Below are 25,111 nucleotides of genomic sequence, written 5' to 3' on the forward strand. Positions count from 1 at the left end.
GCACCCGATCACCGATGATACGTAGCGGGTGGCAAGTGCCGTCCATAGCGCTTGTACACTTACGTCTCCTAGCCCGAGCCAGCCTCATGACATCCCGTTATCCGATCCCGCCGAACGAAATCGAATTGACCGCCGTGCGCGCGCAGGGAGCCGGCGGCCAGAACGTCAACAAGGTTTCGAGCGCGATTCATCTGCGTTTCGACGTGCACGCCTCGTCGCTGCCGGAAGTGCTGAAGATGCGCCTGCTCGCGCTGTCCGATCACCGGGTCACGCGCGACGGCGTCGTGATCATCAAGGCGCAGGAGCATCGGACCCAGGAGATGAACCGCGCGGCAGCGCTGGCGCGGCTCGACGAACTGATCGAAAGCGTCAGCGTGACGCGCAAGCCGCGCGTCGCGACCCGGCCGACGCGTGCGTCGAACCGGCGCCGTCTGGAGAGCAAGGCCAAACGCAGCGAGATCAAAACCGGCCGTGGCCGGGTGGGCGACTAGCGATTGGCGCTAGCGCTTGCCGCGGCCGGTGGGACGCGCATCCGGGTTCGCTGCGCTCGGCACGAAATCGACGCACAGCACGTGCGTGCCGTCACGTTCGAACGCGATGGCCGCGGTGTAGCAGTCCTGACCATCCGCGAGCGAATAATGCGGCCCCATCATCGCGACGCGTCCCGGGGCGGCGAGTGCATGCTTGAAATAGGCGCGCCGCGACCAGTTGCTGCGCGACTCGCAGTAGAGCGGCGCGAGCCGCAGCGGGGGCGGCGGCAACGACGCGGCCGTGACCGATGGCTGGGTCTGTTCCCCCATGCCGTCGGTGATGAACACCCGCCGTGCTTCGCGCAGATGCCACATTTTTTGCGCGGCCTGGCGCAGATCGCCGGTTGCCTTGAAGGTCTCGACGGCGCTCAGCACCGCCTCGGCGAATCCTTCGAAGCCGAGCCGCTGGTGGCCGGCGTGCGCGCGTTCGTAGTCGGCGAATTTGGTCCAGATCGACTCGATCAGCGCCGGCACCTTCGCGCATGCCGCCTGCACTGAACTCTTCGGCTGGCCGAGCCAGAAACCCTGCACGAAATCGACGTCGGCCTGCATCAGGATCATCAGTTCCTCATCGGTCTCGACGCCTTCGGCCAGCACCAGCGTGCCGGACTGATGGAGCATCGCGATCAGGTGGCTGATCATCGAATCGTCGCCCTCGCGCTTGCCCGCGCGCGCCACCAGCGAGCGGTCGAGCTTGACGATGTCGGGGCGGAACCGCCACACCCGGTCGAAATTCGAAAAGCCGGTGCCGAAGTCGTCGATCGCGATCAGGAAGTCGCGCGGCTGCGACGCGGTGAGCATGCTGGCGACGGCGGACTCGTCGTCGGCGGGCTGCTCCAGCACCTCGATCACGATGCGCTCCTGCGGCAATCCGAAATGCGCGGACAGTTCATCGATGAAAGCGCGTTGCGGCCAGCCGGTCTCGAACACCTGCGGACGCGTGTTCAGGAACAGCCAGCCGGTGGTGATGCCTTGCTCCATGAAATTCGCCACATGCAGGCAGCGGGCGATGCGGTCGAGTTCGCGCGCATCGGCGGCCGAGCGGGTGCCGGAAAAGAGCACTTCGGGCGACACCGGCAGCCCGACCGGATCGAACGCGCGCAGCAGCCCCTCGTAGCCGACCACACATTGATGCGTGACCGACACCACCGGCTGGAACACGCTATGCAAAGTCAGCGCGCGCCAGGTCGCGGTCCAGCCGGACTCGCCGCGTCCCAGATGCGGAAGCAGGCCGCTCAGGGTCAATTCGCTGACGGATGGCATAGAAGCGGGCACGAGAATAGACATGGAGACTTCGCGGCTAACGGATGATGGGGCGCGCAAATCAATGCGGCGCGCAATGGATGCACTGCCCCCGCGTAGGCAGGGCGAATCCGGTTAAGCCCAGGAACGCGGAGATCGATGCCAGCCATGCTGGACTCCGGCGGAATTGGTCAGAAGTCAAGATCAGTCTAGCAGTTTGCAATTCCCATGAATGTGCGGGTAATCACAGACTTTGGACCGGCGAACTCGGTAGGCAAACCGGTCGCAGAGAGCCTGTCTGGCAACGGTGTCGCGCGAACTTGCGCCAGAGGTTGGCACGCGCTTGCCTCGTGTGAGACCGATTCTCAATCGCAATCAGCTGCTTGCATGAAGGCGAGCGTAGCAGGGCGGCAAGTGGCCGCCCGCCAAACTCCAGGCGCGGACGGTGCTTAACGCTGCGCACGTTTCGCCATGTTTCTCCATGTGTTGCCAGGCGCACATTCGGTGCTCGCCAGCAGGTTGGCTGGGCGGCAGGTATGCTGCTGCTTTTCGTGAAAGGGAGAGCAAGCATGTCGGAAATCGCGGTGGTGGCAATCTCGGTGGCGAAGCCGGGCTATGAGGAGCAGCTGCGTCAGGCGCTCGAAGGTATTGTCGGGCCGACGCGCAAGGAGCCAGGCGCGCTTCAGTACGACCTGCATCGCGACGTGCAGGAGCCGCGCCGGTTTGTGTTCGTCGAGCGGTGGGAGAGTCAGGAGGCGCTCGCGGCGCACGCGAAATCCGCGCACATCGCGGCTTACAGGACGGCAGTGGCGGATTGGGTCGAACGCGCGGAAATTCGCGTCGTGTCGAAGATCGCCTGAGCATTCAGACTCAGACTCAGAGTCAGGCGAGCCGCATAAGGCGATTGATGCGCATGGCCGGAGTCGGCTGGCGTTTCAATCGCAGTTCTCTTTAGTGGGTGGCTTGCGGGACGTCGAGGATCAGGATGATGGTCCAGTCGGCATCGCCGTCATGGTGGTACTGGCGTTCCGCGACGATAAACGGTTGCTGCTTGCCGTCCGGGCCGAGAAACAGCACATCGCCTTCCATCGGCAGGCACTCGACGGGCGGCAGCGCGAGGAACGCTTCCTGACCGCCGCGCGGCATCAGTTTTTCAATTTTGCGAGATGCTGCTTCGGTCCACTCGATATCTAGCTGGATATTGCTCATGCTGTCCTCCGCACCGAGGTGCGCACGGGTTAGGGGATGCCGGCCGGGTGCCGGTTGGTGCGCGACTGTAGCACACCGACCGCCAGGCGCCGAATGCCTGGCATGGTCCGTCGGAGCAGGCGTTCACACCGCGCTTCGGGGGGCTGGTGCCGGCGCTCCGCCGCGCGTTGCGGCGAAGGTTCGCGGGACTTTTGCGAGTGCTCCCGGAAGTCCCCAAGAGTCCATTAGACAGCAAAAAAGCCGAAGCCGGCAGTGCTGGCTTCGGCTGTGCGCCTTTGCGGCGAGGGCGCGGTGCGCGGCCCCAGGCTGTGCTTACGAACCCGAAGCGTCGGCCTTCTTGTGGTGATGCGGAGCCGTTTTGTGATGTTTCTCGGGCATCGCTGGCGCGCTTTGCATGGCTTGCTGACGGTTCTGCAAATCCTGCGCCCGCTGTTCGACATCGGCGGCCTTCGCCGGATCGATGCTCATCGTGATGCCGTTGTCCTGCGCGTAAGCCGCGCCCGTGATGGCGGTGAGGGAAACCAGGATTGCCACGGATACTTTTTTCATCGTTACCTCCGCAGTTGGTTGTGGACCCGAGTATTGCCTGTCCAGTGGAAAGACAATGCATTCTAGCCAGCAATCTCCGCTCCAGCAGACGGTTTGTAACTGCCTTAACGATTTGTTACAACTCCTGGTTTCCGAGTCGTGCTCGGTCGCGACACGGGCAATTCCATACGCATCAAAGCATTCGCTTGTCTGAATTTTCAGAACCATCCGATTGCGCGATACACATGAAATTGCGCGATTCCAACGAGTTCATGGAGTGCGATCTCGGCGGCCACCAGATTGTCATAGCGCGGGAGTACACCGAGACGTGCGTGCCGCGCGCTCGAAATGAGCGGCTGCGGCGCAACGCCGAAACAACGAAAGTCGAGCAACGCGCGCCGCATCTGGTACGCGGACGTGACCAGTATCAACGTGTCGTAGCGCGATTGCGCCAGGATGGCCGAGACGTTGCGCGCGTTTTCGTACGTCGTGCGGCTGCTGGTTTCCAGCACGATGTCCGTACGCGGCACGCGCTGGCGCAACAGGTAGGGCAGATAGGTGTCGGCCTCGGTCGCCTCATGCCGCTGCGGATTGCCGCCGCTCACGATCACCTGGCAGGTGGCCGCCGTTTGTTTGCAGGCGGCATAGTTGTCCGCGCTCACCTTGATGCGGGTGAGGACGTCGCGTGGCGGCACGAGCATGTCGCCGTCATAAACGGTGCCGCCGCCCAGCAGGATGATCGCGGTGCGCGGTGCAAATATGGCGGACGCGGGACCCGGCTCGCGCGGCTGCACGAGATCCAGCAACGGCCCGGTCAGCCAACCCGCGGCGAGCAGCCAGAACAGGACGAGCGTGAACAGGACAAGGGGGCGGCGGGCGCGCTTCCATCGCACGATTGCTGCAAAAAAAAGCGCTAATAAAGTGAATAGAATCAATTTAAATGGGGTAACGTATGTCTTTCGGGACAAATCTACGGGCCTGCTATCGCGCCGCAGCGGTTGCATCGCCGGCTCTTGGACAGAACGCTATCATGCCGTTCGACGGGGGTTCCGAAACTAGACCAGGCAGCACCTGGCGGAATGGGCCTTATGAAGTACGGTCAGTTCCAGCCAAGGGCGGGTGCCATGCGCGTCACTGGTGGCGCGGTGACGTGTTGGGCATAGATGTGTCATAGCTGCACTTTAAGAAAGAAGTGAGATGACCACGTATTCCAACGAAGCGGTACTTGAAGCGCTGCGGCGGGCGCAATATCGTCAGGTCCCTTGGGCCAGAAGGCCGGGCGTTTTCCAATATCTTCGCGCACTGGGCCTGATGGACACCGTACGGCAGCGCACCGTCGCTCCGGCACCGGGCTTTCATGCCCCTGTCGACATCGCCGTGCTCACCGAGCGGGGCAAAGCCGAGTTTGCGCGGCTCGCACATGACGAACGTCTACTCAGCTGGACTGCACAGCGGATGAACGATTACGTCGTCGCCCCAGTCGAATCCCGCTCCACCGCCGCCCTCGAAGTCCGGTCTTAAGTCCGCGGGCGGGTGACGCGGGTCCCCCTGATGTTCGGCGGCAGGCAGTGGTTTTCGCTCTCCGTTCAAAAAAGGACTGCCGTTTGACGGCCGTGCGCAGGTTCGCGCAAAAAAAAGCCCGTATCGCGAGGATACGGGCGTACCGGAATTACTACTGCCACGCTGTGCTAATGGCGTTGAATCAGACTGGTCCCGGCGCCGCGTGGTTCCCTGATTATTCAAGCGATAGTGCCTAGGTGTGATTCAAGGCCCTGCCAATAACGCTCATGGTGCGCCAAATCTGGCAGTAGCCGACGCGTGACGGTCGACCAAGCTGCCGCCACCCGCGTCAGGCAACCACACCTCCCGCACTCAATCGCATCAACGATGGCGCGCCCCATCTTCCCGAGGCGTATCAGGCCGCGCCCGTACATTACTGGCAATATCGCCGCGCAAGTCGCCGCGCGGCGCCGGAGGCGTGAAATCGCGGTTGTGCGTTTCGCTTTGCTGCCAGGCTTGGAGCGCCGCCGCACGATCCGGCCGCCAGTTCCAAGCCTGTGGGCGCTGTTGTGCAAGCGCCGGTGCGGCCATTGATGAAATCACAATGCCGCACAGAAGCAGTGACATTGGTTTCATGCGAAGCTCCCGTCAAGCCCATCTGACTCAAGGCCTGTTTGCATACGTATAAAGGTATGCCGGGGCGCGAAAGCACGCTGTAAGTAATAGTAAATGGATGTTTCATCGCCCCGCCGGCGCGTTGTTCTTCGAGGAGTCTGACGCCGCGTATAGCCGGGCGCACGGGAGGGACGACGGGATTGAGCGCGCCCGATGGCGGTGCCCATGACAAGGCCCGCGGATGCCGACATGCGTCGGACGGCCAGATGCACGCCGGGCGCCCGCAGGCGCCCGGAGGTGAAACAGGTTCTGGCGTCAGGCCATCTTGACCGGCGCGCGCCACGACTCTGGATTGGTCCAGAACGCGCCGCGCAGGCGGTCACGGCTCGGAGGTGCCGGCGGTTTGGCAGCCGACGCGCCAATCCGGCCGCGCAGTGAAATTTCGCGGCCGCTCGTGCCGAGTCGTTTAACTATTTCGGCGAGCGTACCATCGGCTTGCCATTCGTCGAAGCGACGGCGGCAAGTCGGCGGTGACGGATAGCGGCCCGGCAGTTTCGACCAGCCTTCGCCGGTCGACAGCACCCAAAGCACGGCGTTGACAACCGCGCGCGCTTCCACGCGCGGCCGACCGCGCCGTTCGCTCCGTGCCGGTTCAGCACAGAACAACGCCTCGACCAGCGCCCACTCGTTGTCTCTCAAATCGTCGAACAGCATCATGTTTCACCTCAGCGAAGCTAACTCCGGTGCGCTGCCCCGCGCCGCGCACTCTCCATGCACTCGATAGGCGAGTGCCAAGGGGGTCGGGCTTGCCACGGTCTGCTTTTGAGGCAGAAGTCATGGCGCCGATCCTGTGTGCAGGTAAATGCAGGAAGTGTGCCAAGTTGATTCCGACTGCCTCGAAGCCCTGTGACGGCGGGCCAGCGCGGGCGCTAGCTAGGGGCGTATAAGAATCTAAAAAACCCATCTCGCAAATCAGGACAATCACCAATCTTGTGCACCGAGGCCCGACCAACGTGCGTTTGCGCCGTATTGCTGCATTGCAGCGAAAATCATCCTGAGAGGGCGTGTCGCTTTTTGGCCTTACAATGCGCATCAAATGACGCTATTGATGAGCCTGATAAATGAATGTGACGCTGCGTCAACTCAGGGTTTTCATCGAGGTCGCGCGCCTGCAAAGCTTCAGCCGCGCCGGCGATGAAATCGGCCTGACGCAATCGGCGGTGAGCCGCTGTGTGCGCGAACTCGAGGGCGAAATCGGCCTCAAGCTGATCGACCGCACGACGCGCGACGTACAACTCACCGATGTGGGCGGCAACCTGGTGTCGAGCGTGTCGCGTCTGTTGTCGGATCTCGACGACGCGCTGCGCGAAATCCGCGAAATCGGCGAACAGCGGCGCGGACGCGTGGTAGTGGCCGCAAGTCCGACGGTCGCCTGCCGGCTGATGCCGCGCGTCGTGGCGGCATGCGGACGGCAGTTTCCGTACATTGCACTGGGCCTGCGCGACGACGTGCAGAGCGACGTGGTGCGCAAGGTCAAGTCCGGCGAGGTCGATTTCGGCGTGGTCATCGGCCCGTTTTCCGCCGACGACCTGCTTGGCGAAGCGCTCATGACTGACTCGTTCTGCTTCGTCTCGCGCGACGACCACCCCCTCGCGGCGCAGGAACAGGTGGCGTGGACTGACCTCGAGGGCCAGCAGCTCGTGTTGCTCGACTACGCGTCGGGCAGCCGGCCCATCATCGACGCTGCACTGCAGGAATACGGCGTGAGCGCCACGGTGGTGCAGGAGCTTGGGCATTCTGCGACCGTTTTTGGGCTGGTCGAGGCGGGCGTCGGCGTGAGCGTGCTGCCGTGGCTGGCCTTGCCGCTCCCGGCTGGGGCTTCGATGGTGGCGCGACCGCTCGTGCCGCGAGCCGAGCGCACCGTCGAACTGGTGAGGCGGCGCGACCGCTCGCTGTCGCCCGCAGCTGAGGCGGTGTGGGGCTTGATCCGTCAATTGCCGGCGCGGGCGGAGGATCTGAGCTAGATTCCGCGACGCGGGTAGCTGAGGCTCCAAGTCCTCTCCCGGCGCCTCGAGGCGGGCGCAAGCGTGCTAACGTGGTTTGGCGCTCCCTGCATCGGCTGGTGCTTCGATGGTGGCGCGAAAACGCGTGCCGCGCGAGGCGCCCCGGTGCGGCGGCGCGACCGCATGCCGTCGCCCGCGACCCGGTGGGCTCTGGGTCTGCCAGCCGCGTCGCGATTCACGCGGTCGTACGCGCGGGGCCGAGGGTTACCGCCCGGCGGGCAGCACACTTTGCCGCAACCGTCCGTTTGCCCTGACCCGGCCGGCTGCCGGCTGCGGACTTCGCTGCTTCTACGACGGGCGCCGCGCTAAACTATTACCTTTCTTGAGCATCAGCCCTTATTTTTCTCCGTGCGGAAGCCTTGATGAGCGAACTGGATCTGTCTGTGCCATCCATCCCGAATGCGCGCGACGCTGTGCGCGCGCTGCGTCCTTCGCAAATTCGTGAAGTCGCCAACGCCGGTTTCGGCGTCGACAACGTGCTGCCGTTCTGGTTCGGCGAGTCCGACCGGGTCACGCCAGCCTTCATCTGCGACGCCGCCAGCTCCGCGCTGGCCGCCGGCGCGACGTTCTACACGCATAACCTAGGCATCGCACCGTTGCGCGCGGCGCTCGCGAACTACGTCGGCGAACTGCACGGCGCGACCTCACAGGAGCACGTCGCGGTCACGAGCGCCGGCGTCAACGCGTTGATGCTTGCCGCGCAACTGGTCGTGGGCGCCGGCGATCGTGTCGTCGCGGTGACCCCGCTCTGGCCGAATCTGGTCGAGATTCCGAAGATTCTTGGTGCGCATGTCGAGACGGTCGCGCTGGGCTATGGCGAGCGCGGCTGGCAGCTCGACGTCGAGCAGTTGCTGGCGGCGCTGACGCCTGACACGAAAATGCTCCTGATCAACTCGCCGAACAATCCGACCGGCTGGGTGATGAGCCGTGACGACCAACGCACCGTGCTCGCGCATTGCCGGCGCCACGGCATCTGGATCGTCGCCGATGAAGTCTACGAGCGTCTCTACTATGGGGCCTCAGCCACGTCCACGGCGAGCGGCGCACAGGCCCGCACCGCACCGTCGTTCCTCGATCTCGCCGCGCGCGACGAGCGCGTGATCTGCGTGAACTCGTTCTCGAAGGCGTGGCTGATGACCGGCTGGCGACTGGGCTGGATCGTCGCGCCGTCCGAATTGATGGACGATCTGGCCAAGCTGGTCGAGTACAACACCTCGTGCGCGCCGTCGTTTGTCCAGCAGGCGGGCATTGCGGCCGTCGAGCAGGGCGAGCGCTTTACCCGGGAACTGGTGCACGATCTGAAGGTGTCGCGCGACCATCTGGTGCGCGCGCTTTCGGCCGTGCCGGGTGTCGACGTCAAGGCGCCACCCGGCGCGATGTACCTGTTCTTCTCGATGCCGGGTGCGTCGCGTAGCCTGGAGCTGTGCAAGGCCCTGGTGCGCGAAGTGGGGCTGGGTGTGGCGCCCGGCAGTGCCTTCGGTCCGCAGGGCGAGGGTTTCGTGCGCTGGTGCTACGCATGCGACACGGCGCGGCTCGACGCAGGCGTCGAGCGTCTTCAGCGGTTCCTGGCGCGGCACGGTGCCGTTTAATGAGTCGGGTGGAGAAATAGCCGGTCTGGCGACTGAAAAAGCCTAATAAGCAGGCGGAATTGTCGCCGGGTTTTCTCCGTTTTTCCGCTCAGGTTCGCCGGCTGGGGCGCGGCCAGAAAATGCGCTGGGGATTTCGCCTTTACGCACTGATTGTTTTTGCGTAATATGGCGCTCAGTCACGCGATTCCTTTTCAGGAATATCGCTGCTCCGTCCGGCTGGGTTTGGCTCGATAGTCTGTTTCGCCTCCCCCCGGTGCGTGCTCCCATCAATATGACCGATCAGAATCGGGCGAGCGCGTCTTCAGTTCCATATCGTCTGTTTGATCCGGTTCTTTGACCACAGGGTCTGACCTAGCTGCATGAATACCCAAGAGGCGAAGATCGTCCTCGAGACTGCCTTGATCTGCGCGCAAGAGCCGTTAAAGCTCGGCGAGCTGCGCAAGCTCTTTGCCGACGGCGTGTCGGCAGACACCGTTCGGACTTTGCTCGAAGACCTCAAGCAGGACTGGTCTGGGCGCGGTGTGGAGCTGGTCGGGTTGGCGTCGGGCTGGCGGTTTCAAAGCAAGCCCGCGATGCGCTCGTATCTGGATCGTTTGCATCCTGAGAAGCCGCCGAAATATTCGCGCGCGGTGCTCGAAACGCTCGCGATCATTGCCTACCGGCAACCGGTGACGCGTGGCGATATCGAAGAGATTCGCGGCGTCACGGTGAATACGCAGGTCGTCAAGCAGCTCGAAGATCGCGGCTGGATCGAAGTGATCGGTCATCGTGACGTGCCGGGCCGTCCGGCGTTGTACGCGACCACGCGGCAATTCCTCGACGATCTGGGGCTGACCGCGCTCGACGAATTGCCGCCGCTCGCCGATCCGTCGGCGCAGCTGAATGTGGATCTGCTCGGCCAGCATGCGATCGAGTTTGCCGATAGCGAGGCGGGCGAGATAGTACAGGAGTCGGCGGTGGGCGAAGGCGAGGCCGGCGAGCACGAATCGGTGCAGCCGCCAGCCGAAGTGCTGGTCACAGACGCAACTGGGGCCGGGTTGCGCGAAGCCGAATCAGCCAGCAACGCCGCCGAAGCCATTCCGGCGCCGGTGCCCCAACCAGACGCGCTCGACGCGCCTGCCGCGCAAGAACATGCCGAAACGGCACATGCAGCATCGCGGGCCGGCATCGCCGAGTCCGCGCAGAACCACGATCCGGTCTCCCAGGCCGATCCGGCAATAACCGCGCACGACTCGGGCGCACTCCGCAATACGGAGCGCGCCGCCGAGCCGAACCCGACCACGGCGGCGCCCGGCGATCCCGAAGATCGTCGCGATGCCGCGCAGGACGCAGGCGTGCTGACCGACGACGAACCCGAGTCGCGCAGCGCCTGACGTAACCGAACTTTTTTGCCGCGCCCGCAACGGGCGTGCGCGACCTGACATTTTGAGGTTGTTTTGACACATACCCACGACACCGATTCGTCCGAATCCGAGCGCGCCGTGCCGTCGGCGCGGGCCGACGAAGCGCGCACCACGCCAGCGTCGGCAGGCGAAGGCGAGCGCCCGGCACAGAGCGCGGAAGCAGAGGGCGAAGACCGTCCGCGCCGCGGCCTGCGTCGCGGACCGCGCAGCCTGATAGCGCGGCGCCGCGCCGGGGCGAAGGCGAAGGGCGCCGAAGGGGCGTCGGCGCAAGGCGCGCCGGTCGTCACCGAGGCGCCGCCGGACGGCGAGGTGGTCGCGCAAGTGCGCATGCCGCGCAAGGACGCGGGTGCCAAGGGTCAGGGCTCGCGCCGCAACGCCCAGGCGGGCGGCGCGAAGCGCGAGGGTGGTCAACGCGACGGCGCGCCGCGCGAAGGCCAGCGTGAAGGTCAGCGCGAGCGCCAGCCGCGTGAAGGCGGTCAGCGCCAGAATCGCCATGGCGGCGAAGCGGCGGCAGCTCCCGAAGCGGGCCAGGACGATCTGTTCTCGTACGTGACTTCACCCGCATTCGACGCGGACAACAGTGCCACCGGCGGCGTGCGCGCGCCGATGCTGCGGCGAGGCAAACCGGCCGCGCCCAAGCGCGTGCTCGCGGCGGACGACGACGCGCCGAAGCTGCACAAGGTGCTGGCCGAAGCGGGCATGGGTTCGCGCCGCGACATGGAAGAGTTGATCGTCGCCGGACGGGTTTCGGTGAACGGCGAGCCGGCTCACATCGGCCAGCGCATCATGCCGACCGACCAGGTTCGTATCAATGGCAAGCCGGTCAAGCGCAAGCTGGCCAACAAGCCGCCGCGCGTACTGCTGTATCACAAACCGACCGGCGAAATCGTGAGCCATGCGGATCCGGAAGGCCGCCCGTCGGTGTTCGATAACCTGCCGCCGATGAAAACCGCCAAATGGCTCGCGGTCGGCCGTCTCGATTTCAATACCGAAGGTCTGCTGATGCTGACCACGTCGGGCGACCTGGCAAACCGCTTCATGCACCCGCGTTACAGCGTCGAGCGTGAATATGCGGTGCGCGTGGTCGGCGAACTCGCCGAAGGCATGCGTCAAAAGCTGCTGAACGGCGTCGAACTGGACGACGGTCCGGCGAACTTCTTGCGCATCCGCGACGGCGGTGGCGAAGGCACGAATCACTGGTATCACGTCGCGCTTGCCGAAGGGCGTAACCGCGAAGTGCGTCGTATGTTCGAAGCGGCCGGCCTGATGGTCAGCCGCCTGATCCGTACGCGTCACGGCCCCATCTTGCTGCCCAAGGGCCTGAAACGCGGCCGTTGGGAAGAACTCGAGGACAATCAGGTGCGTGCGCTGATGGCGTCGGTCGGCCTGAAGGCGCCGGCGGAGGAGCGCGGTGGCCGCAGCTCGGCGCCGGAGCGCAAGCAGCCGGACCCGATGCAAACCTCGATGGGCTTCATCGGACGGGAACCCGTGTTGATGTCGCATAGCCGGTTCGAACAGCAGCCGCGCGGCCAGGGCCGGCGCGGCGCGGCGGGCGGCGGTGCCTCGGGCGGCGGCGCGGGTGCCGGTTTCGGCGGCGGCTACGGCAACCGTGGCGCGGGCCGCAGTGCCGGTGGTTTCGGCAGCGCGCTGGGCGGAGGCACGGGTGGTCCGCGGGGCGGCCGTGAGGTCGACGGCAATCGCGCGCCGTCGCCTGGCGGCAATCGCACCGGCGGCGGCAAGCGTGCAGGTGGCAGTGGTGCAAATTCGGGCGGCAATCGCGGCCCCGGCGGCAACCGCGGCGGCAACGCCAATCGCGCGGGTGGCGGCAATGCCAACCCGGGCGGCGCCAATCGTGGCGGTGGCGCGCCGCGCGGCCGTTCGCGCGGCCGTTAAGCCGCGGGCTTTGCGTCGCCTGACGGCGGTCGTGAATCGTTTTTTAACGATTTTGCGGTCGCCGTCCGATTCGATCGCCGCTCGCCGCGAGTCTCAAGCAAAGCATGAACCCGCGGTGTATGCGAAAAATGGGGCAGGGCTAGTTCGCCCCTACTTGTCCGGCCGCGCAAGCCGCCTTGCAAACGGCCCGCAACGTTTGCGCATCGTCGAAAGATTCCCATGAAATCAAGCGGAAATGCGCTTCCCACGGCGTTCTGCGGTTTGCGTTTGTCCCGAAAAATGGCTACAATCGCGAAGTCGCTGGGCGTGCGGCTTTTCACGTGCGGCTCAGGTGCGACCACAGGTAATAAGATGATGGGCGTTTAGCCCATTTTTTTTTGCCGCTCAGTTCATCGTGGTTCGGCATCTCGGGTTCGCACTAACGTGCGCCGGCTTGGCGCGCGGCCCGCATTGGTTGTTTGCAAAACAGGCGGCAGGCTCGCTGCGCGAACATCTAAGAGGGCACTGTGCAACTGACGGAACTGATTGAAACCACGGTCGTGGGACTCGGCTACGAGCTCGTCGATCTCGAGCGCACCGGGCGCGGCATGTTGTGTATCTATATCGACCAGCCGGCCGGCATTGCGATCGAAGACTGCGAGAAAGTCACGCGTCAGCTCCAGCACGTTCTGACGGTCGAAAATATCGATTACGAACGGCTTGAAGTGTCGTCGCCGGGTCTCGACCGCCCGCTGAAAAAACTGGCGGATTTCGAACGCTTCGCAGGCAGCGAAGTGGTAATCACATTGAAAAAGCCATTGGACGGACGGAAATCGTACCGGGGCATCCTGCATGCTCCGCAAGGCGAAACGATCGGTCTGGAATTTGAAGGGAAGGAAGGCGCCGCGATGCTCGATTTCACGCTCGCGGACATGGACAAAGCACGCCTCGTTCCGAAAGTTGACTTTAGGAGCCGCAAACAATGAGTCGCGAAGTGTTGATGCTGGTGGATGCGCTGGCACGCGAGAAGAATGTCGACAAAGACGTGGTATTTGCCGCGCTCGAGGCGGCTCTCGCTTCGGCCTCCAAGAAACTCTTCGAAGAAGACGCGGACATCCGCGTCCATATCGACCGTGAAAGCGGCGAGCACGAAACGTTTCGCCGCTGGAAAGTGGTGCCGGACGAAGCCGGCCTGCAGGAGCCGGATCAGGAAATACTGCTGTTCGAAGCACGCGAACAGAAGCCCGAAATCCAGCTCGACGAGTACATCGAAGAACCGGTGCCGTCGATCGAATTCGGCCGTATCGGCGCGCAGGCCGCCAAACAGGTGATCCTGCAGAAGGTGCGCGACGCCGAGCGCGAGCAGATCCTGAACGACTTCCTCGAGCGCGGCGAGCACATCATGACCGGCTCGGTGAAGCGTCTCGACAAGGGCAACTTCATCGTCGAAACCGGGCGTGTCGAAGCGCTGCTGCGCCGCGATCAGCTGATTCCGAAGGAAAACCTGCGCGTGGGTGACCGCGTGCGCGCCTACATCGCGAAGGTCGATCGCACCGCGCGCGGTCCGCAGATCGAGCTGTCGCGCACGGCGCCCGAATTCCTGATGAAGCTGTTCGAAATGGAAGTGCCGGAAATCGAACAGGGCCTGCTGGAAATCAAGGCGGCTGCCCGCGACCCGGGCGTGCGCGCGAAGATCGGCGTGGTCGCGTACGACAAGCGCATCGATCCGATCGGCACCTGCGTCGGCATTCGCGGTTCGCGCGTGCAGGCGGTGCGTAACGAGCTTGGTGGCGAAAACGTCGACATCGTGCTATGGTCGGAAGATCCCGCACAGTTCGTGATCGGCGCGCTCGCGCCGGCAGCCGTCCAGTCGATCGTCGTCGATGAAGAAAAGCACTCGATGGACGTCGTCGTAGACGAAAACGAACTGGCGGTCGCGATCGGCCGCAGCGGCCAGAACGTGCGTCTTGCCAGCGAACTCACCGGCTGGCAGATCAACATCATGACGCCGGACGAATCTGCGCAGAAGCAGAATCAGGAGCGCGGTGTACTGCGTGACCTGTTCATGGCGCGTCTCGATGTCGACGAAGAAGTTGCCGACATCCTGATCGACGAAGGCTTCACGAGCCTCGAAGAGATCGCTTATGTGCCGCTCAACGAAATGCTCGAAATCGAAGCATTCGACGAAGACACCGTTCACGAACTGCGTAATCGCTCGCGCGACGCGCTGTTGACGTTGGCGATCGCGAATGAAGAAAAGGTCGAAAATGTAGCGCTCGACCTGAAGAGCCTGGACGGCATGGACGCCGACCTGCTCGCCAAGCTGGCCGAACACCAGGTCCAGACGCGCGACGAACTCGCCGAGCTGGCCGTGGATGAACTGGTCGAGATGACCGGAATGGAAGAGGATGCCGCTAAGGCGTTGATCATGAAAGCACGTGAACACTGGTTCCAGTGAGAAATGACCATGGCGCACTAAATTGAACGCGGCCGTCAGGCCGCATGACCCGATGCTAACCGCAAGGAATAGGTCCTTGCATTAAGAGGAATGAATGGCGAGTAACAACGTAGCCCAATTTGCCGCGGAACTGAAAATGCCTGCAGGCGTGCTGCTCGAGCAGCTGCAGGCGGCGGGCGTCCAGAAAGCGAGCGAAGACGATAACCTGTCCGAGGCGGACAAGGCGCGTCTGCTCGACCACTTGCGCAAGTCGCATGGCTCGAACGATGCCGACAAGCGCAAGATCACGCTGACGCGCCGGCATACATCGGAAATCAAGCAATCCGATGCGACGGGCAAAGCTCGCACCATTCAGGTCGAGGTGCGCAAGAAGCGCACTTTCGTCCGCCGCGACGAAACCGCCGCTGAAGGCGGGGATGCATCGAATCATGCGGCTGAAGGCGCCGAGGTCGACGACCTCGAGTTGCAGCGCCGTGAAGAGGAAGCACGCCACGAAGCCGAACTGCTCGAGAAGCAGGCTCAGGAGCTGAAGGCGCGCCAGGAACAACTCGAACGCGAAGAAGCCGAGCGTCAGGCGCGTGAGCAGGCTGCTGAAGCCGAGCGCCGTCGCGCGGAAGAAGAAGCCGCGAAAAAGCGCGCAGCGGCTGCGGCCGAGGCGGCAGCCCGCGAGAAGGTCCCGCAGACGGCGCAAGCTGCACAGCCGGTGGCCGCGAAGGCCGAACCGGCGCCTGCCAGGGCAGCGGAGCCGGTGGTCGCCAAGGAAAGCGAGCAGGACGACGAGCGCGCAGCGGCTGAACGTGCTGCGCAACGCGAAGCCGCGAAGAAGGCAGAAGACGCAGCGCGTCAGGCTGCCGAGAAAGCGCGTGCCGAGCAGGAAGAAATCGCCAAGCGCCGTGCGGCGGCGGAAGCCGAAGCGCGCGCCATTCGCGAAATGATGAGTACGCCGCGCAAGGCGCAGGTGAAGGCGCCGGAACCGGCACCGAAGCCCGCCGAGCCGGCCAAGGCCGCGGAAGCCAAGGGCACCCTGCACAAGCCGGCACGTCCGGCTGGTGAAGCAGCGGCGCGTCCGGCGGCAGCCCGCAAGCCGGCTGCTGCGGCTCCGGCCGCTACCACCACGCCGTCCGCCGGCGACAAGAAGAAGCCTGGCGGCGGCAAGGGCGGCTGGCAGGACGACGCAGCGAAGCGCCGCGGCATCAAGACGCGCGGCGATACGAGCGGCGGTGTCGATCGTGGCTGGCGCGGTGGCCCCAAGGGTCGCGGCAAGCATCAGGATCAAAGCACCACGTTCCAGGCGCCGACCGAACCGATCGTGCGCGAAGTGCACGTGCCGGAAACCATCACCGTCGCCGATCTGGCGCACAAGATGGCGGTGAAGGCTTCGGAAGTGATCAAGTCGATGATGAAGCTCGGCCAGATGGTCACGATCAACCAGATGCTGGACCAGGAAACGGCGATGATCATCGTCGAGGAGCTGGGCCATCACGCGGTTGCGGCCAAGCTGGACGATCCGGAAGCCATGCTGGTCGAAGGCGAAGTGTCGGATGCGGAAGCACTGCCGCGTCCGCCGGTCGTCACGGTCATGGGTCACGTCGACCACGGCAAGACCTCGCTGCTCGACTACATCCGCCGCGCGAAGGTGGCAGCGGGCGAAGCGGGTGGCATTACGCAGCACATCGGCGCTTACCACGTCGAAACGCCGCGTGGCGTGATCACGTTCCTCGACACGCCGGGTCACGAAGCCTTTACGGCGATGCGTGCCCGCGGTGCGAAGGCAACCGACATCGTGATTCTGGTGGTCGCCGCCGACGACGGCGTGATGCCGCAGACGAAAGAAGCGATCGCCCATGCGAAGGCAGGCGGCGTGCCGCTCGTCGTCGCGATCAACAAGATCGACAAGCCGGATGCGAATCCGGAGCGCGTGAAGCAGGAACTCGTCGCGGAAGGCGTCGTGCCGGAAGAATACGGTGGCGATTCGCCGTTCGTGTCGGTGTCGGCCAAGACCGGCGCGGGTATCGACGACCTGCTCGAAAACGTGTTGCTGCAAGCCGAAGTGCTGGAACTGAAGGCACCGGTCGACGCACCGGCCAAGGGTCTCGTCATCGAAGCGAAGCTCGACAAGGGTAAGGGTCCGGTCGCAACGATCCTGGTCCAGTCGGGCACGCTGAACCGCGGCGATGTGGTGCTGGCAGGCAGCGCATACGGTCGCGTGCGAGCCATGCTCGACGAAACCGGCAAGCCGACCAAGTCCGCCGGTCCGTCGATCCCGGTCGAAATCCAGGGTCTGTCGGAAGTCCCGCAAGCCGGTGAAGAAGTCATCGTCATGCCGGACGACCGTAAGGCGCGTGAAGTCGCGCTGTTCCGTCAGGGCAAGTTCCGCGACGTCAAGCTGGCCAAGCAACAGGCCGCGAAACTCGAGAACATGCTGGAACAGATGGGCGAAGGCGAAGTGCAGTACATGCCGCTCATCGTCAAGGCCGACGTGCAAGGTTCGCAGGAAGCTTTGGTGCAGTCGCTGCTCAAGCTGTCGACCGACGAAGTGCGCGTGCAGATCGTGCACGGCGCCGTGGGCGGCATCAGCGAATCCGACGTCAACCTGGCTACGGCTTCGAAGGCGGTCATCATCGGCTTCAACACCCGTGCGGATGCGCAGGCTCGCAAGCTGGCGGAAGCCAACGGCGTCGATATCCGCTACTACAACATCATCTACGACGCAGTGGATGACGTGAAGGCCGCGATGTCGGGCATGCTGGCGCCGGAGAAACGCGAAGTCGTGACGGGTACGGTCGAAGTGCGTCAGGTCTTCAAGGTGCCGAAGATCGGCGCGGTGGCCGGCTGTATGGTCACGGACGGCTTCGTCAAGCGCTCGTCGTCGGTGCGCGTGCTGCGCAACAATGTCGTCATCTTCACGGGCGAGCTCGATTCGCTCAAGCGCTTCAAGGACGACGTGAAGGAAGTCCGTCAGGGCTTCGAGTGCGGTATGTCGATCAAGAACTTCAACGATATCGTCGAAGGCGATCAGTTCGAAGTCTTCGAAGTTACCGAAGTCGCGCGTTCGCTGTAAGTCACGCGGCAAGGCTCAACGGGCGGAGCGGGCTTCAACGCCCGCTCCGCCCGTTGTTTTTGGGCCAACCGGTTCGTGCCCACTGTCTGGTGCCCGCGATTCGGCGCCCGGAGCAGGTCGGCGGTCAGGTTCCGATCGACCGCGTCGCTTGCCGGCCGCCCCCATGACGATGCACGGCCGCGAACAATTTTTTGCATCCGTCACCACGGATCACACAACACCATGCCTAAGAAACGTTCTTCTCCCAATCGCAACGTGCAAATCGCCGATCAGATCCAGCGCGATCTGTCCGAGTTGCTGCGCGAGGTCAAAGACCCGCGCATCGGCATCGTCACGATTCAAAGCGTCGAGCTGACGCCGGACTACGCGCACGCGAAAGTCTATTTCACGACGCTGACCGGCGACCCGCAGCACACGCTCGACGCACTCACGCACGCAGCCGGCCATCTGCACAATCAGTTGTTCAAGCGGCTGCATATCCATACGGTGCCGACGCTGCATTTCCATTACGACAAAACGATCGAGCGGGCTGTCGAAATGTCGCGTCTGATCGACGAGGCGAACGCCAATCGCGCGAAAGAAGATTGAGCGCGCCGTGAGCCGAGGCGTTTGCCGCGATGCCGAATTGCGCTGCGTCCCGTGCTGTTTCCCGTATTCATTGACGTCTCTCGCCTTTCTGACATGACCGCACCTCAACGCCCCCGCGTGCCGCGTCGCGCGCTCGACGGCGTGCTGCTACTCGACAAGCCGCTCGGCCTGTCGAGCAACGACGCGCTGATTCGCGCAAAGCGTCTCTATCTGGCAAAGAAGGCGGGCCACACCGGCACCCTCGATCCACTGGCGACCGGCCTGTTGCCGCTGTGTTTCGGCGAAGCCACGAAGTTTTCGCAAGACCTGCTCGAAGCCGACAAGACCTACGAGGCCACCATGCGCCTCGGTATTCGCACGACCACCGGCGACGCCGAAGGCGAAGCGCTCGCCACGCGCGACGTGACGTGCGATGAGGCGGCCGTGCAGGCCACTTTGCCGCAGTTCCTTGGCGATATCGTTCAGGTTCCGCCGATGTATTCGGCGCTCAAGCGCGACGGCAAGCCATTGTACGAATACGCGCGCGCGGGCCAGACGGTCGAGCGGGAAGGGCGTCAGGTGACGATTCACGCGCTTGATTTGCTGGCCTGCGCGCTGCCCGACGTGACGTTTCGCGTGACGTGCAGCAAGGGCACGTATGTGCGCACGCTGGCCGAGGATATCGGCGAAGCGCTGGGGTGCGGCGCGCATCTGATCGCGTTGCGGCGCACCGGCGTCGGCGCGTTGACGCTGGCGAATTCGGTGACGCTCGACGCGCTGTCCGACGCCAACGAGAGCCAGCGTGATGCGTGGTTGCAACCGGTGGACGCGTTGCTGTCGACGTTCCCGCTCGTGCGGTTGAACGAAGAACAGACGCGCCGCTTCCTGCACGGCCAGCGTCTGAAGCTCTCGGAACTGGACATTGCCGGCGACGCAGTGACTGCGCCGCGCGTCAGGGTGTATGCCGGGCAAGGCCGCCTGCTGGGTGTCGCGAAGCAAGGCGAGGGCGTGCTCGCGCCCGAGCGGCTGGTGGTGACGACGGCGAGTTAGATCGCTCGCACCGATCTCAGGCAAAGGCGCGAGCGCGGCGATGCATTCGCCAACGCGCCCTTAGCCTCGACACTCCGACGAAAAAAAGGCGGGACCGCTATCGAGCGGTCCCGCCTTTTTTCATATCGCCCGGTTCGTTGGACTGAAGCGGTGCCTCAATGCGCGGCCGCAGCCGCCGCACCCGCATCGCCACCGGCGCGTTCCGGCCGTGTAATCCAGATCAGCGCGATCAGCGCGACGAAAATGCCGGCGGACACGAAGAACAGATCGTTCACGCCCAACTGCGCGGCTTGCTGCGTGGCCATCGTATTGAACAGACCGTATGCCTGCGGCTGACTGAACCCCGCCGCGCCCATCTGGCGAATCGACTGCTCGAACACCGGGTTGTACGCATTGGCCTGCTCCGCCAGTTGCGCGTGATGCATGATCGTACGGTGATCCCACGCGGTCTGGAAGACCGAGGTGCCGATGCCGCCGCACATGATCCGCACGAAATTCGACAAGCCCGACGCCGCGGGAATCCGGTTGCCCGGCAACCCCGACAGCGTGATCGATACGAGCGGGATGAAGAACCCGGCCATGCCGATCCCCTGAATCAGGGTAGGCATCAGTAGCGAATACGTGTCGACGCCGGTCGTATAACGCGAGCGCATCCAGAAACACAGCGCGAACACGAGGAACGACAGCGTCGCGATATAGCGCGGATCGGTGCGCGGCAAAATCTTGCCCGTGATCGGCGACAGCAGCACGGCGAACAGGCCGACCGGTGCCATCACCAGACCGGCTTCGGTCGCGGTGTAGCCGATATCGGTTTGCAGCCACAACGGCAACAACACGAGATTGCCGAAATAGAGTCCGTAGCCCACCGACAGCGCGATGGTGCCGCCCGTGAAATTGCGCCGGCTAAACAACGACAGGTCCACCACCGGATGCTCGGCCGTCAATTCCCACACGATGAAGAACGCGAGCGCGATCACCGCGACCAGCGCCAGCACGACGACGGTCGTCGACGAGAACCAGTCGAGATCCTTGCCCTTGTCGAGCATCACCTGCAGCGAGCCGACCCAGACGATCAGCAGGCCGAGGCCGACGCCGTCGATCGGCGCTTTTCTGATCACCGAATCGCGATTGCGGAAGATCATCCACGTCGCCACGGCGGCGATCGCGCCGACCGGGATGTTGACGTAGAAGATCCACGGCCACGAGATGTTGTCCGAAATCCAGCCACCCAGAATCGGACCGGCCACGGGTGCGATCAGTGTGGTCATCGCCCACATCGATAACGCCATCGGCGCCTTCGCACGGGGATAACTGGCGAGCAGCAGCGTTTGCGAGAGCGGGATCATCGGGCCGGCCACCGCGCCTTGCAGCACGCGCGAAGCCAGCAGAAACGGCAGCGTCGGCGCGAGGCCGCACATCCATGACGAGATCACGAACAGAACGATCGACGCCATGAACAGGCGCACCTGTCCGACGCGGTCGGTGAGCCAGCCGGTCAGCGGCACGGAGATCGCGTTCGCGACCGCGAACGAGGTGATCACCCACGTGCCCTGGTCGGCCGACACGCCGAGGTCGCCGGAAATCGACGGGATCGACACGTTCGCGATCGACGTGTCGAGAACGTTCATGAACACGGCGAGCGACACCGCGATGGTGCCGATCACCAGCTGCGCGCCCTCGAGCGGCGGATGAGGGACTTGCGCCTGAGCCTGAGCCATTAAAGAAGCCTTCTATGAATCGTCGTTCGGCTCGTATCAGCTCTTCGCGGCGGCCTTGGCCGGGCCGGCTTGCGTCGACTTCTGCGAGCCGCCGTTCGGGCCAGCGTTTTCCGCGATGATACGAGCGATTTCCGCGTCGGCTTCGTCGCCGTATTTGTCGAAGACGTTGGTCTGATAGGCCGTGTTCGGCGCCTGGCCGAGCTGGCCGCCCGTATCGTCCTTGATGTTCACATCGGCTTGCATCGACAGGCCGATGCGCAGCGGGTGTTTGTCGAGTTCCTGCGGGTCGAGCGCGATACGCACCGGCAGACGCTGCACCACCTTGATCCAGTTGCCGGTCGCGTTTTGCGCGGGCAACAGCGAGAACGCCGAACCCGTGCCTGCCGAGAAGCCGACCACCTTGCCGTGATACGGCACCGACGAACCGTACACATCGGCCGTCAGGTCCACCGGCTGGCCGATCCGCATGTGCTTGAGTTGTACTTCCTTGAAATTGGCGTCGACCCACACGTTGTGAAGCGGCACGATCGCCATCAACGGGGTGCCCGGCGACACGCGCTGGCCGACCTGCACCGAGCGCTTGGCGACATAGCCGGTCACGGGCGCCGGCAGCACGTTACGCGCGTGGTTCAGGTACGCGTCGCGGACCTTCGCGGCGGCGGCCTGCACGTTCGGATGGTTCGCGATCGTGGTGTTGGCGGTCAGCGCGCGGTTCGACGCCAGTTGCTGCTTGGCGGCGTCGACCGCGGCTTGCGCGCTCTTCACTGCGTCGCGGGCGTGCGAGATCTCTTCCTGCGACACCGCGCCGGTTTGCGCGACCGTCAGACGGCGCTTCAGGTCGTCCTGAGCGCGCGACAGATCGGACTGACGCAGTTCGACTTGCGCCTGGTACTGGTTGTCGTCGGCGAACAGGCCGCGCACCTGGCGCACCGTTTGCGCGAGATTCGCCTCAGCCTGTTCCAGCGCGACGCGCGCGTCGGCCGGATCGAGCACGACGAGCGGATCGCCCGCCTTGACGACTTGCGTGTCGTCCGCGTTCACCGCGATCACGGTGCCTGTGACCTGCGGCGTGATCTGCACGACGTTGCCGCTCACGTAGGCGTCGTCGGTGTCTTCATGGAAGCGCGCGACGAGGAAGTAGTACAGGCCGTAGGCGACAGCCGCGAGCAGGATCACGATGACGAGCAGCGTCATCATGCGCTTGCGTTTGCCGCTGTTCGCCGGTTGCGACGGCTGTGGGTTAGCCGCGGGCTGCTGGGGGGTGCTCATTGATGTGCTCCGGATTCTCTTGAACGTCGTCGTTTATTCGGGTGTTCGTGCGAGTGTTCGATCAGGGATCAGGGTGCGCTGCGCGCGCTCAGTTCGCAGCGGCAGTCGCGGCGGTGGACGATGCCGGGGCATCGGTCGGCACCACGAGGCCGGTCTGCGTGGCGTCGAAACCGCCGCCGAGCGCCTTGATGAGGCCGATCTGCAGATTGCGGCGGCGCATCTTCAGGCTCGTCACCGTCTGTTCGGCGGCGAGGCGGTTATCGTCGGCGGTTAGCACCTGCAACTGCGGCGACAGGCCGGCCTTATAGCGGATCACCGCCAGCTGATATGCCTTGCTCGACGCGTCGAGCGCGCGTTGTGCGTCGCCCTCTTGCCGGTCGATCGAACGGATCGACGCCACTTGCGTCGAGACGTCCTGGAGTGCGTTGATCAGCGTCTGGTTGTAGTTCGCCACGTCCAGGTCGAAGTCGGCATAGCGGCCCTTCAACTGCGAGCGCAGTGCGCCGGCGTCGAAGATCGGCAGGTGGATCGCCGGGCCGAACTGGATCTGACGGCTCGACGCGGTGAGGAAACGGCCCCAGCCAAATGCGTCGAAACCGAAGCCGGCTGCGAGGTTGACGTCCGGGAAGAACTCCGCTTTCGCTTCCTTCACGTCGTGCATCGCTGCTTCGACCTGCCAGCGCGCCGCGACGATGTCCGCGCGCCGCGCGACGAGGTCGGCCGGAATATTGTTCGGCAGCGCCACCGTGTCGCCGCCGGTCAGCGTCGGTTGGGCGATTTGCAGGCCACGATCCGGACCCTTGCCGAGCAGCGCGCCCAACTGGTAGCGCACGACGGTGATCTGGCCGTCGAGGTCGGTCAGGTTTGACTGGCTGGTCGCGATGTTGCCGGCCGCGGTTTGCCTCTCGACGTTGGTGTCGAGGCCGGCCGTTACGCGGCTGTCGGTGATGCGGCCGACGTCCTGGCGGTTGGCGATTTCGTGCTCGGCGATTTCACGGAACGCGTACAGCTGCGCGAGCTGGTTGTAGGTGCTCGCCACGGACGCGGCGAGCGTCACGCGCGCCTGTTGCATGTCGGCTTGCGCAGCTCTTTCCTGCGACACGGCCTGGCCGAGGCGCTGGCGGTTCTTGCCCCACAGGTCGAGATCCCACGAGGCGCTCGCGAGCACGTTGTTCTCGCTATACCAGGTGCCGCCAAACGGAGGCGGGTAGATCGAATTCTCGGAAAATATCTCGCGAGTCCACGAATAGCTGGCGTTGACCTTGGGGAACAGCGCCGAGCGCGAAGACTCGATATACGACGATGCCTTCGCCAGACGCGCCTGCGCCTGCGCGATCGACGGGCTGCCGTCGAGCGCTTCGGCGATCAGCTTGGGCAGTTGCGGGTCGCCGAACTGGTTGGCCCAGTCGAGCGACGGCCATTGGCCGCCTTCGCCGGGCAGACTCTGCGTGGATTCGTACTGCGTCGGCGACGACATCTGCTTATCGCTCTTCACGCCGATGTAGTTCGCGCACCCCGTGATGGCGAGCGCCGTCACCGCGGCGGCGACGGCGGCCCGGCTCGGAAGCGCGGGAGCGGACAGAAAAAGGGATTTCATCGCTCGACTCTTTCAGAGGAATGTAATGATGGACGCTGCAAGCAATTTATTGGGATTTGCTATCAAGATTGCTAGCTGCATCACGGGTAAGGCCCGTTTGTTCGCCGGCATTGACGAGTACGCGGCGCAGCATGCTCTTCAGGAAGCCTACTTCCTCGGGGGTGAAACCGCCCAGCAGGCTGTCCAGCACGCCGTTGAAAATCGCCGGCATCCTGGCCGCGATCGCCTCGCCTTCCGGGGTCAGCGCGAGGCGCACGACGCGCCGGTCTTCATTGCTGCGCACCCGGGTCAGCAGGCCGCGCTTTTCGAGCCGGTCGATCAACCGCGTGACCGCGCTCGCGTCGATCCCGTATTCACGGGCCAGTTCGGCGGCCAGCAGGCACTTTCCGCTCGCCACCATGAACAGGATGCTGCCTTGCTGGCTGGTGATGCCGAGTTCGGCCATGCTCCGCTGCGTGACCAGATTCGAGAGGGTGGATCTCACTCGCGAGATCAGGTAGCCGACGCTTTCACCTAACTGATATTCGCGAGGATCCGACGTTGGGGTAGGGGACGGCTCCGGCATGGCTTTCGTGCGAATGCAATGGTTGACTAGGCAGGATTATAGGGCGCGGTTGATTGACGCGGCAAGCGTTATTACAGCTTAGGCAAGGGTCTTTCCGCTTTGGACAAATAATAGGGCGCGATTTTCCGTAGCCTGCGCGGGCGGATTCGGCCTGCGAGAAGGGCGTTGCGGCAGCGGCGGCGCCTGGTCTATCAGGGAATACCCAGAAAGCTTCATCGTGGCGTGCTACAATATTGGGTTCCCAAAAGTGCGCTTTGGGCTTGTCGTGGTTGGTA

At 64.1% G+C, this 25,111-nt stretch carries 21 protein-coding genes and 1 pseudogene; 12 read left to right on the plus strand and 10 right to left on the minus strand.

Going from position 1 to position 25,111, the window contains the following annotated elements; translation table 11 throughout:
- Positions 1 to 86 precede the first annotated feature (86 nt).
- On the plus strand, positions 87 to 491 hold the full coding sequence (gene arfB, locus PQR02_RS13515; protein WP_408231070.1) for an alternative ribosome rescue aminoacyl-tRNA hydrolase ArfB: 405 nt from the start codon (positions 87 to 89) through the stop codon (positions 489 to 491).
- Positions 492 to 500: 9 nt separating this feature from the next.
- On the opposite strand, the gene PQR02_RS13520 is transcribed toward arfB, so the two are convergent.
- Positions 501 to 1,793, minus strand: a complete 1,293-nt coding sequence (locus tag PQR02_RS13520) for an EAL domain-containing protein (RefSeq protein WP_408231202.1) — start codon at positions 1,791 to 1,793, stop codon at positions 501 to 503.
- A gap of 548 nt (positions 1,794 to 2,341) precedes the next feature.
- Here PQR02_RS13520 and PQR02_RS13525 point away from each other — a divergent pair.
- Positions 2,342 to 2,632, plus strand: a complete 291-nt coding sequence (locus PQR02_RS13525; protein ID WP_408231073.1) for a putative quinol monooxygenase — start codon at positions 2,342 to 2,344, stop codon at positions 2,630 to 2,632.
- Positions 2,633 to 2,723: 91 nt separating this feature from the next.
- On the opposite strand, the gene PQR02_RS13530 is transcribed toward PQR02_RS13525, so the two are convergent.
- The 3 genes from PQR02_RS13530 to PQR02_RS13540 all read right to left on the minus strand — a co-directional run bounded on the left by PQR02_RS13530 (position 2,724) and on the right by PQR02_RS13540 (position 4,444).
- Positions 2,724 to 2,981: a hypothetical protein gene (locus PQR02_RS13530; RefSeq protein ID WP_007182306.1), complete on the minus strand. Its 258-nt coding sequence runs from the start codon at positions 2,979 to 2,981 to the stop codon at positions 2,724 to 2,726.
- A gap of 312 nt (positions 2,982 to 3,293) precedes the next feature.
- Positions 3,294 to 3,530: a hypothetical protein gene (locus PQR02_RS13535; protein WP_408231076.1), complete on the minus strand. Its 237-nt coding sequence runs from the start codon at positions 3,528 to 3,530 to the stop codon at positions 3,294 to 3,296.
- Between the two features lie 197 nt (positions 3,531 to 3,727).
- The gene (locus PQR02_RS13540) at positions 3,728 to 4,444 is read right to left on the minus strand and encodes a YdcF family protein (protein ID WP_408231079.1); all 717 of its coding nucleotides are present in this window, start codon (positions 4,442 to 4,444) and stop codon (positions 3,728 to 3,730) included.
- 262 nt (positions 4,445 to 4,706) lie between these two features.
- On the opposite strand from PQR02_RS13540, the gene PQR02_RS13545 reads away from it, so the two are divergent.
- The gene (locus tag PQR02_RS13545; protein ID WP_408231082.1) at positions 4,707 to 5,030 is read left to right on the plus strand and encodes a hypothetical protein; all 324 of its coding nucleotides are present in this window, start codon (positions 4,707 to 4,709) and stop codon (positions 5,028 to 5,030) included.
- Positions 5,031 to 5,390: 360 nt separating this feature from the next.
- Here the strand turns inward: PQR02_RS13545 and PQR02_RS13550 are convergent, their stop codons facing one another.
- Both PQR02_RS13550 and PQR02_RS13555 read right to left on the minus strand, forming a co-directional pair.
- The gene (locus tag PQR02_RS13550) at positions 5,391 to 5,645 is read right to left on the minus strand and encodes a hypothetical protein (RefSeq protein WP_408231085.1); all 255 of its coding nucleotides are present in this window, start codon (positions 5,643 to 5,645) and stop codon (positions 5,391 to 5,393) included.
- 297 nt (positions 5,646 to 5,942) lie between these two features.
- Positions 5,943 to 6,338: pseudogene (locus PQR02_RS13555) on the minus strand (transposase); the annotation flags it as partial.
- Positions 6,339 to 6,745: 407 nt separating this feature from the next.
- On the opposite strand from PQR02_RS13555, the gene PQR02_RS13560 reads away from it, so the two are divergent.
- From PQR02_RS13560 to truB, 9 genes are all read left to right on the plus strand, one after another.
- On the plus strand, positions 6,746 to 7,648 hold the full coding sequence (locus PQR02_RS13560) for a LysR family transcriptional regulator (RefSeq protein ID WP_408231089.1): 903 nt from the start codon (positions 6,746 to 6,748) through the stop codon (positions 7,646 to 7,648).
- A gap of 401 nt (positions 7,649 to 8,049) precedes the next feature.
- Positions 8,050 to 9,276: a pyridoxal phosphate-dependent aminotransferase gene (locus tag PQR02_RS13565; RefSeq protein ID WP_408231091.1), complete on the plus strand. Its 1,227-nt coding sequence runs from the start codon at positions 8,050 to 8,052 to the stop codon at positions 9,274 to 9,276.
- A gap of 359 nt (positions 9,277 to 9,635) precedes the next feature.
- Positions 9,636 to 10,649 carry an SMC-Scp complex subunit ScpB gene (gene scpB / locus PQR02_RS13570; RefSeq protein WP_408231094.1) on the plus strand — a complete coding sequence of 338 codons (1,014 nt, stop codon included), beginning with the start codon at positions 9,636 to 9,638 and terminating at the stop codon, positions 10,647 to 10,649.
- A gap of 63 nt (positions 10,650 to 10,712) precedes the next feature.
- Entirely contained in the window at positions 10,713 to 12,572 is a 1,860-nt protein-coding gene (gene rluB / locus PQR02_RS13575; RefSeq protein ID WP_408231097.1) for a 23S rRNA pseudouridine(2605) synthase RluB, read from the plus strand.
- A gap of 506 nt (positions 12,573 to 13,078) precedes the next feature.
- On the plus strand, positions 13,079 to 13,537 hold the full coding sequence (rimP, locus tag PQR02_RS13580; RefSeq protein WP_007182297.1) for a ribosome maturation factor RimP: 459 nt from the start codon (positions 13,079 to 13,081) through the stop codon (positions 13,535 to 13,537).
- The gene (gene nusA, locus PQR02_RS13585) at positions 13,534 to 15,009 is read left to right on the plus strand and encodes a transcription termination factor NusA (RefSeq protein ID WP_408231100.1); all 1,476 of its coding nucleotides are present in this window, start codon (positions 13,534 to 13,536) and stop codon (positions 15,007 to 15,009) included. Before rimP ends, nusA begins: the two co-directional genes overlap by 4 nt.
- Positions 15,010 to 15,103: 94 nt before the next feature.
- Positions 15,104 to 18,070 (plus strand): translation initiation factor IF-2, encoded by a 2,967-nt coding sequence (infB, locus tag PQR02_RS13590; protein ID WP_408231103.1) that lies wholly within the window; start codon positions 15,104 to 15,106, stop codon positions 18,068 to 18,070.
- A 222-nt stretch (positions 18,071 to 18,292) separates the two neighbouring features.
- Entirely contained in the window at positions 18,293 to 18,658 is a 366-nt protein-coding gene (gene rbfA, locus PQR02_RS13595) for a 30S ribosome-binding factor RbfA (protein ID WP_408231106.1), read from the plus strand.
- A 93-nt stretch (positions 18,659 to 18,751) separates the two neighbouring features.
- Positions 18,752 to 19,687, plus strand: a complete 936-nt coding sequence (gene truB / locus PQR02_RS13600) for a tRNA pseudouridine(55) synthase TruB (protein ID WP_408231108.1) — start codon at positions 18,752 to 18,754, stop codon at positions 19,685 to 19,687.
- Positions 19,688 to 19,842: 155 nt separating this feature from the next.
- Here the strand turns inward: truB and PQR02_RS13605 are convergent, their stop codons facing one another.
- The 4 genes from PQR02_RS13605 to PQR02_RS13620 form a co-directional block, all read right to left on the minus strand.
- Complete coding sequence (locus PQR02_RS13605) at positions 19,843 to 21,405, minus strand: DHA2 family efflux MFS transporter permease subunit (RefSeq protein WP_408231111.1); 1,563 nt, start codon at positions 21,403 to 21,405, stop codon at positions 19,843 to 19,845.
- Positions 21,406 to 21,441: 36 nt separating this feature from the next.
- Positions 21,442 to 22,674, minus strand: coding sequence for an EmrA/EmrK family multidrug efflux transporter periplasmic adaptor subunit (locus PQR02_RS13610; protein ID WP_408231114.1), 1,233 nt, complete (start codon positions 22,672 to 22,674; stop codon positions 21,442 to 21,444).
- Positions 22,675 to 22,762: 88 nt separating this feature from the next.
- Positions 22,763 to 24,271, minus strand: coding sequence for an efflux transporter outer membrane subunit (locus PQR02_RS13615; RefSeq protein WP_408231117.1), 1,509 nt, complete (start codon positions 24,269 to 24,271; stop codon positions 22,763 to 22,765).
- Between the two features lie 46 nt (positions 24,272 to 24,317).
- On the minus strand, positions 24,318 to 24,836 hold the full coding sequence (locus PQR02_RS13620; RefSeq protein ID WP_408231120.1) for a MarR family winged helix-turn-helix transcriptional regulator: 519 nt from the start codon (positions 24,834 to 24,836) through the stop codon (positions 24,318 to 24,320).
- Positions 24,837 to 25,111: the final 275 nt, after the last annotated feature.

Source organism: Paraburkholderia sediminicola (assembly GCF_046026895.1).
Taxonomy (GTDB): Bacteria; Pseudomonadota; Gammaproteobacteria; order Burkholderiales; family Burkholderiaceae; genus Paraburkholderia; species Paraburkholderia sediminicola_C.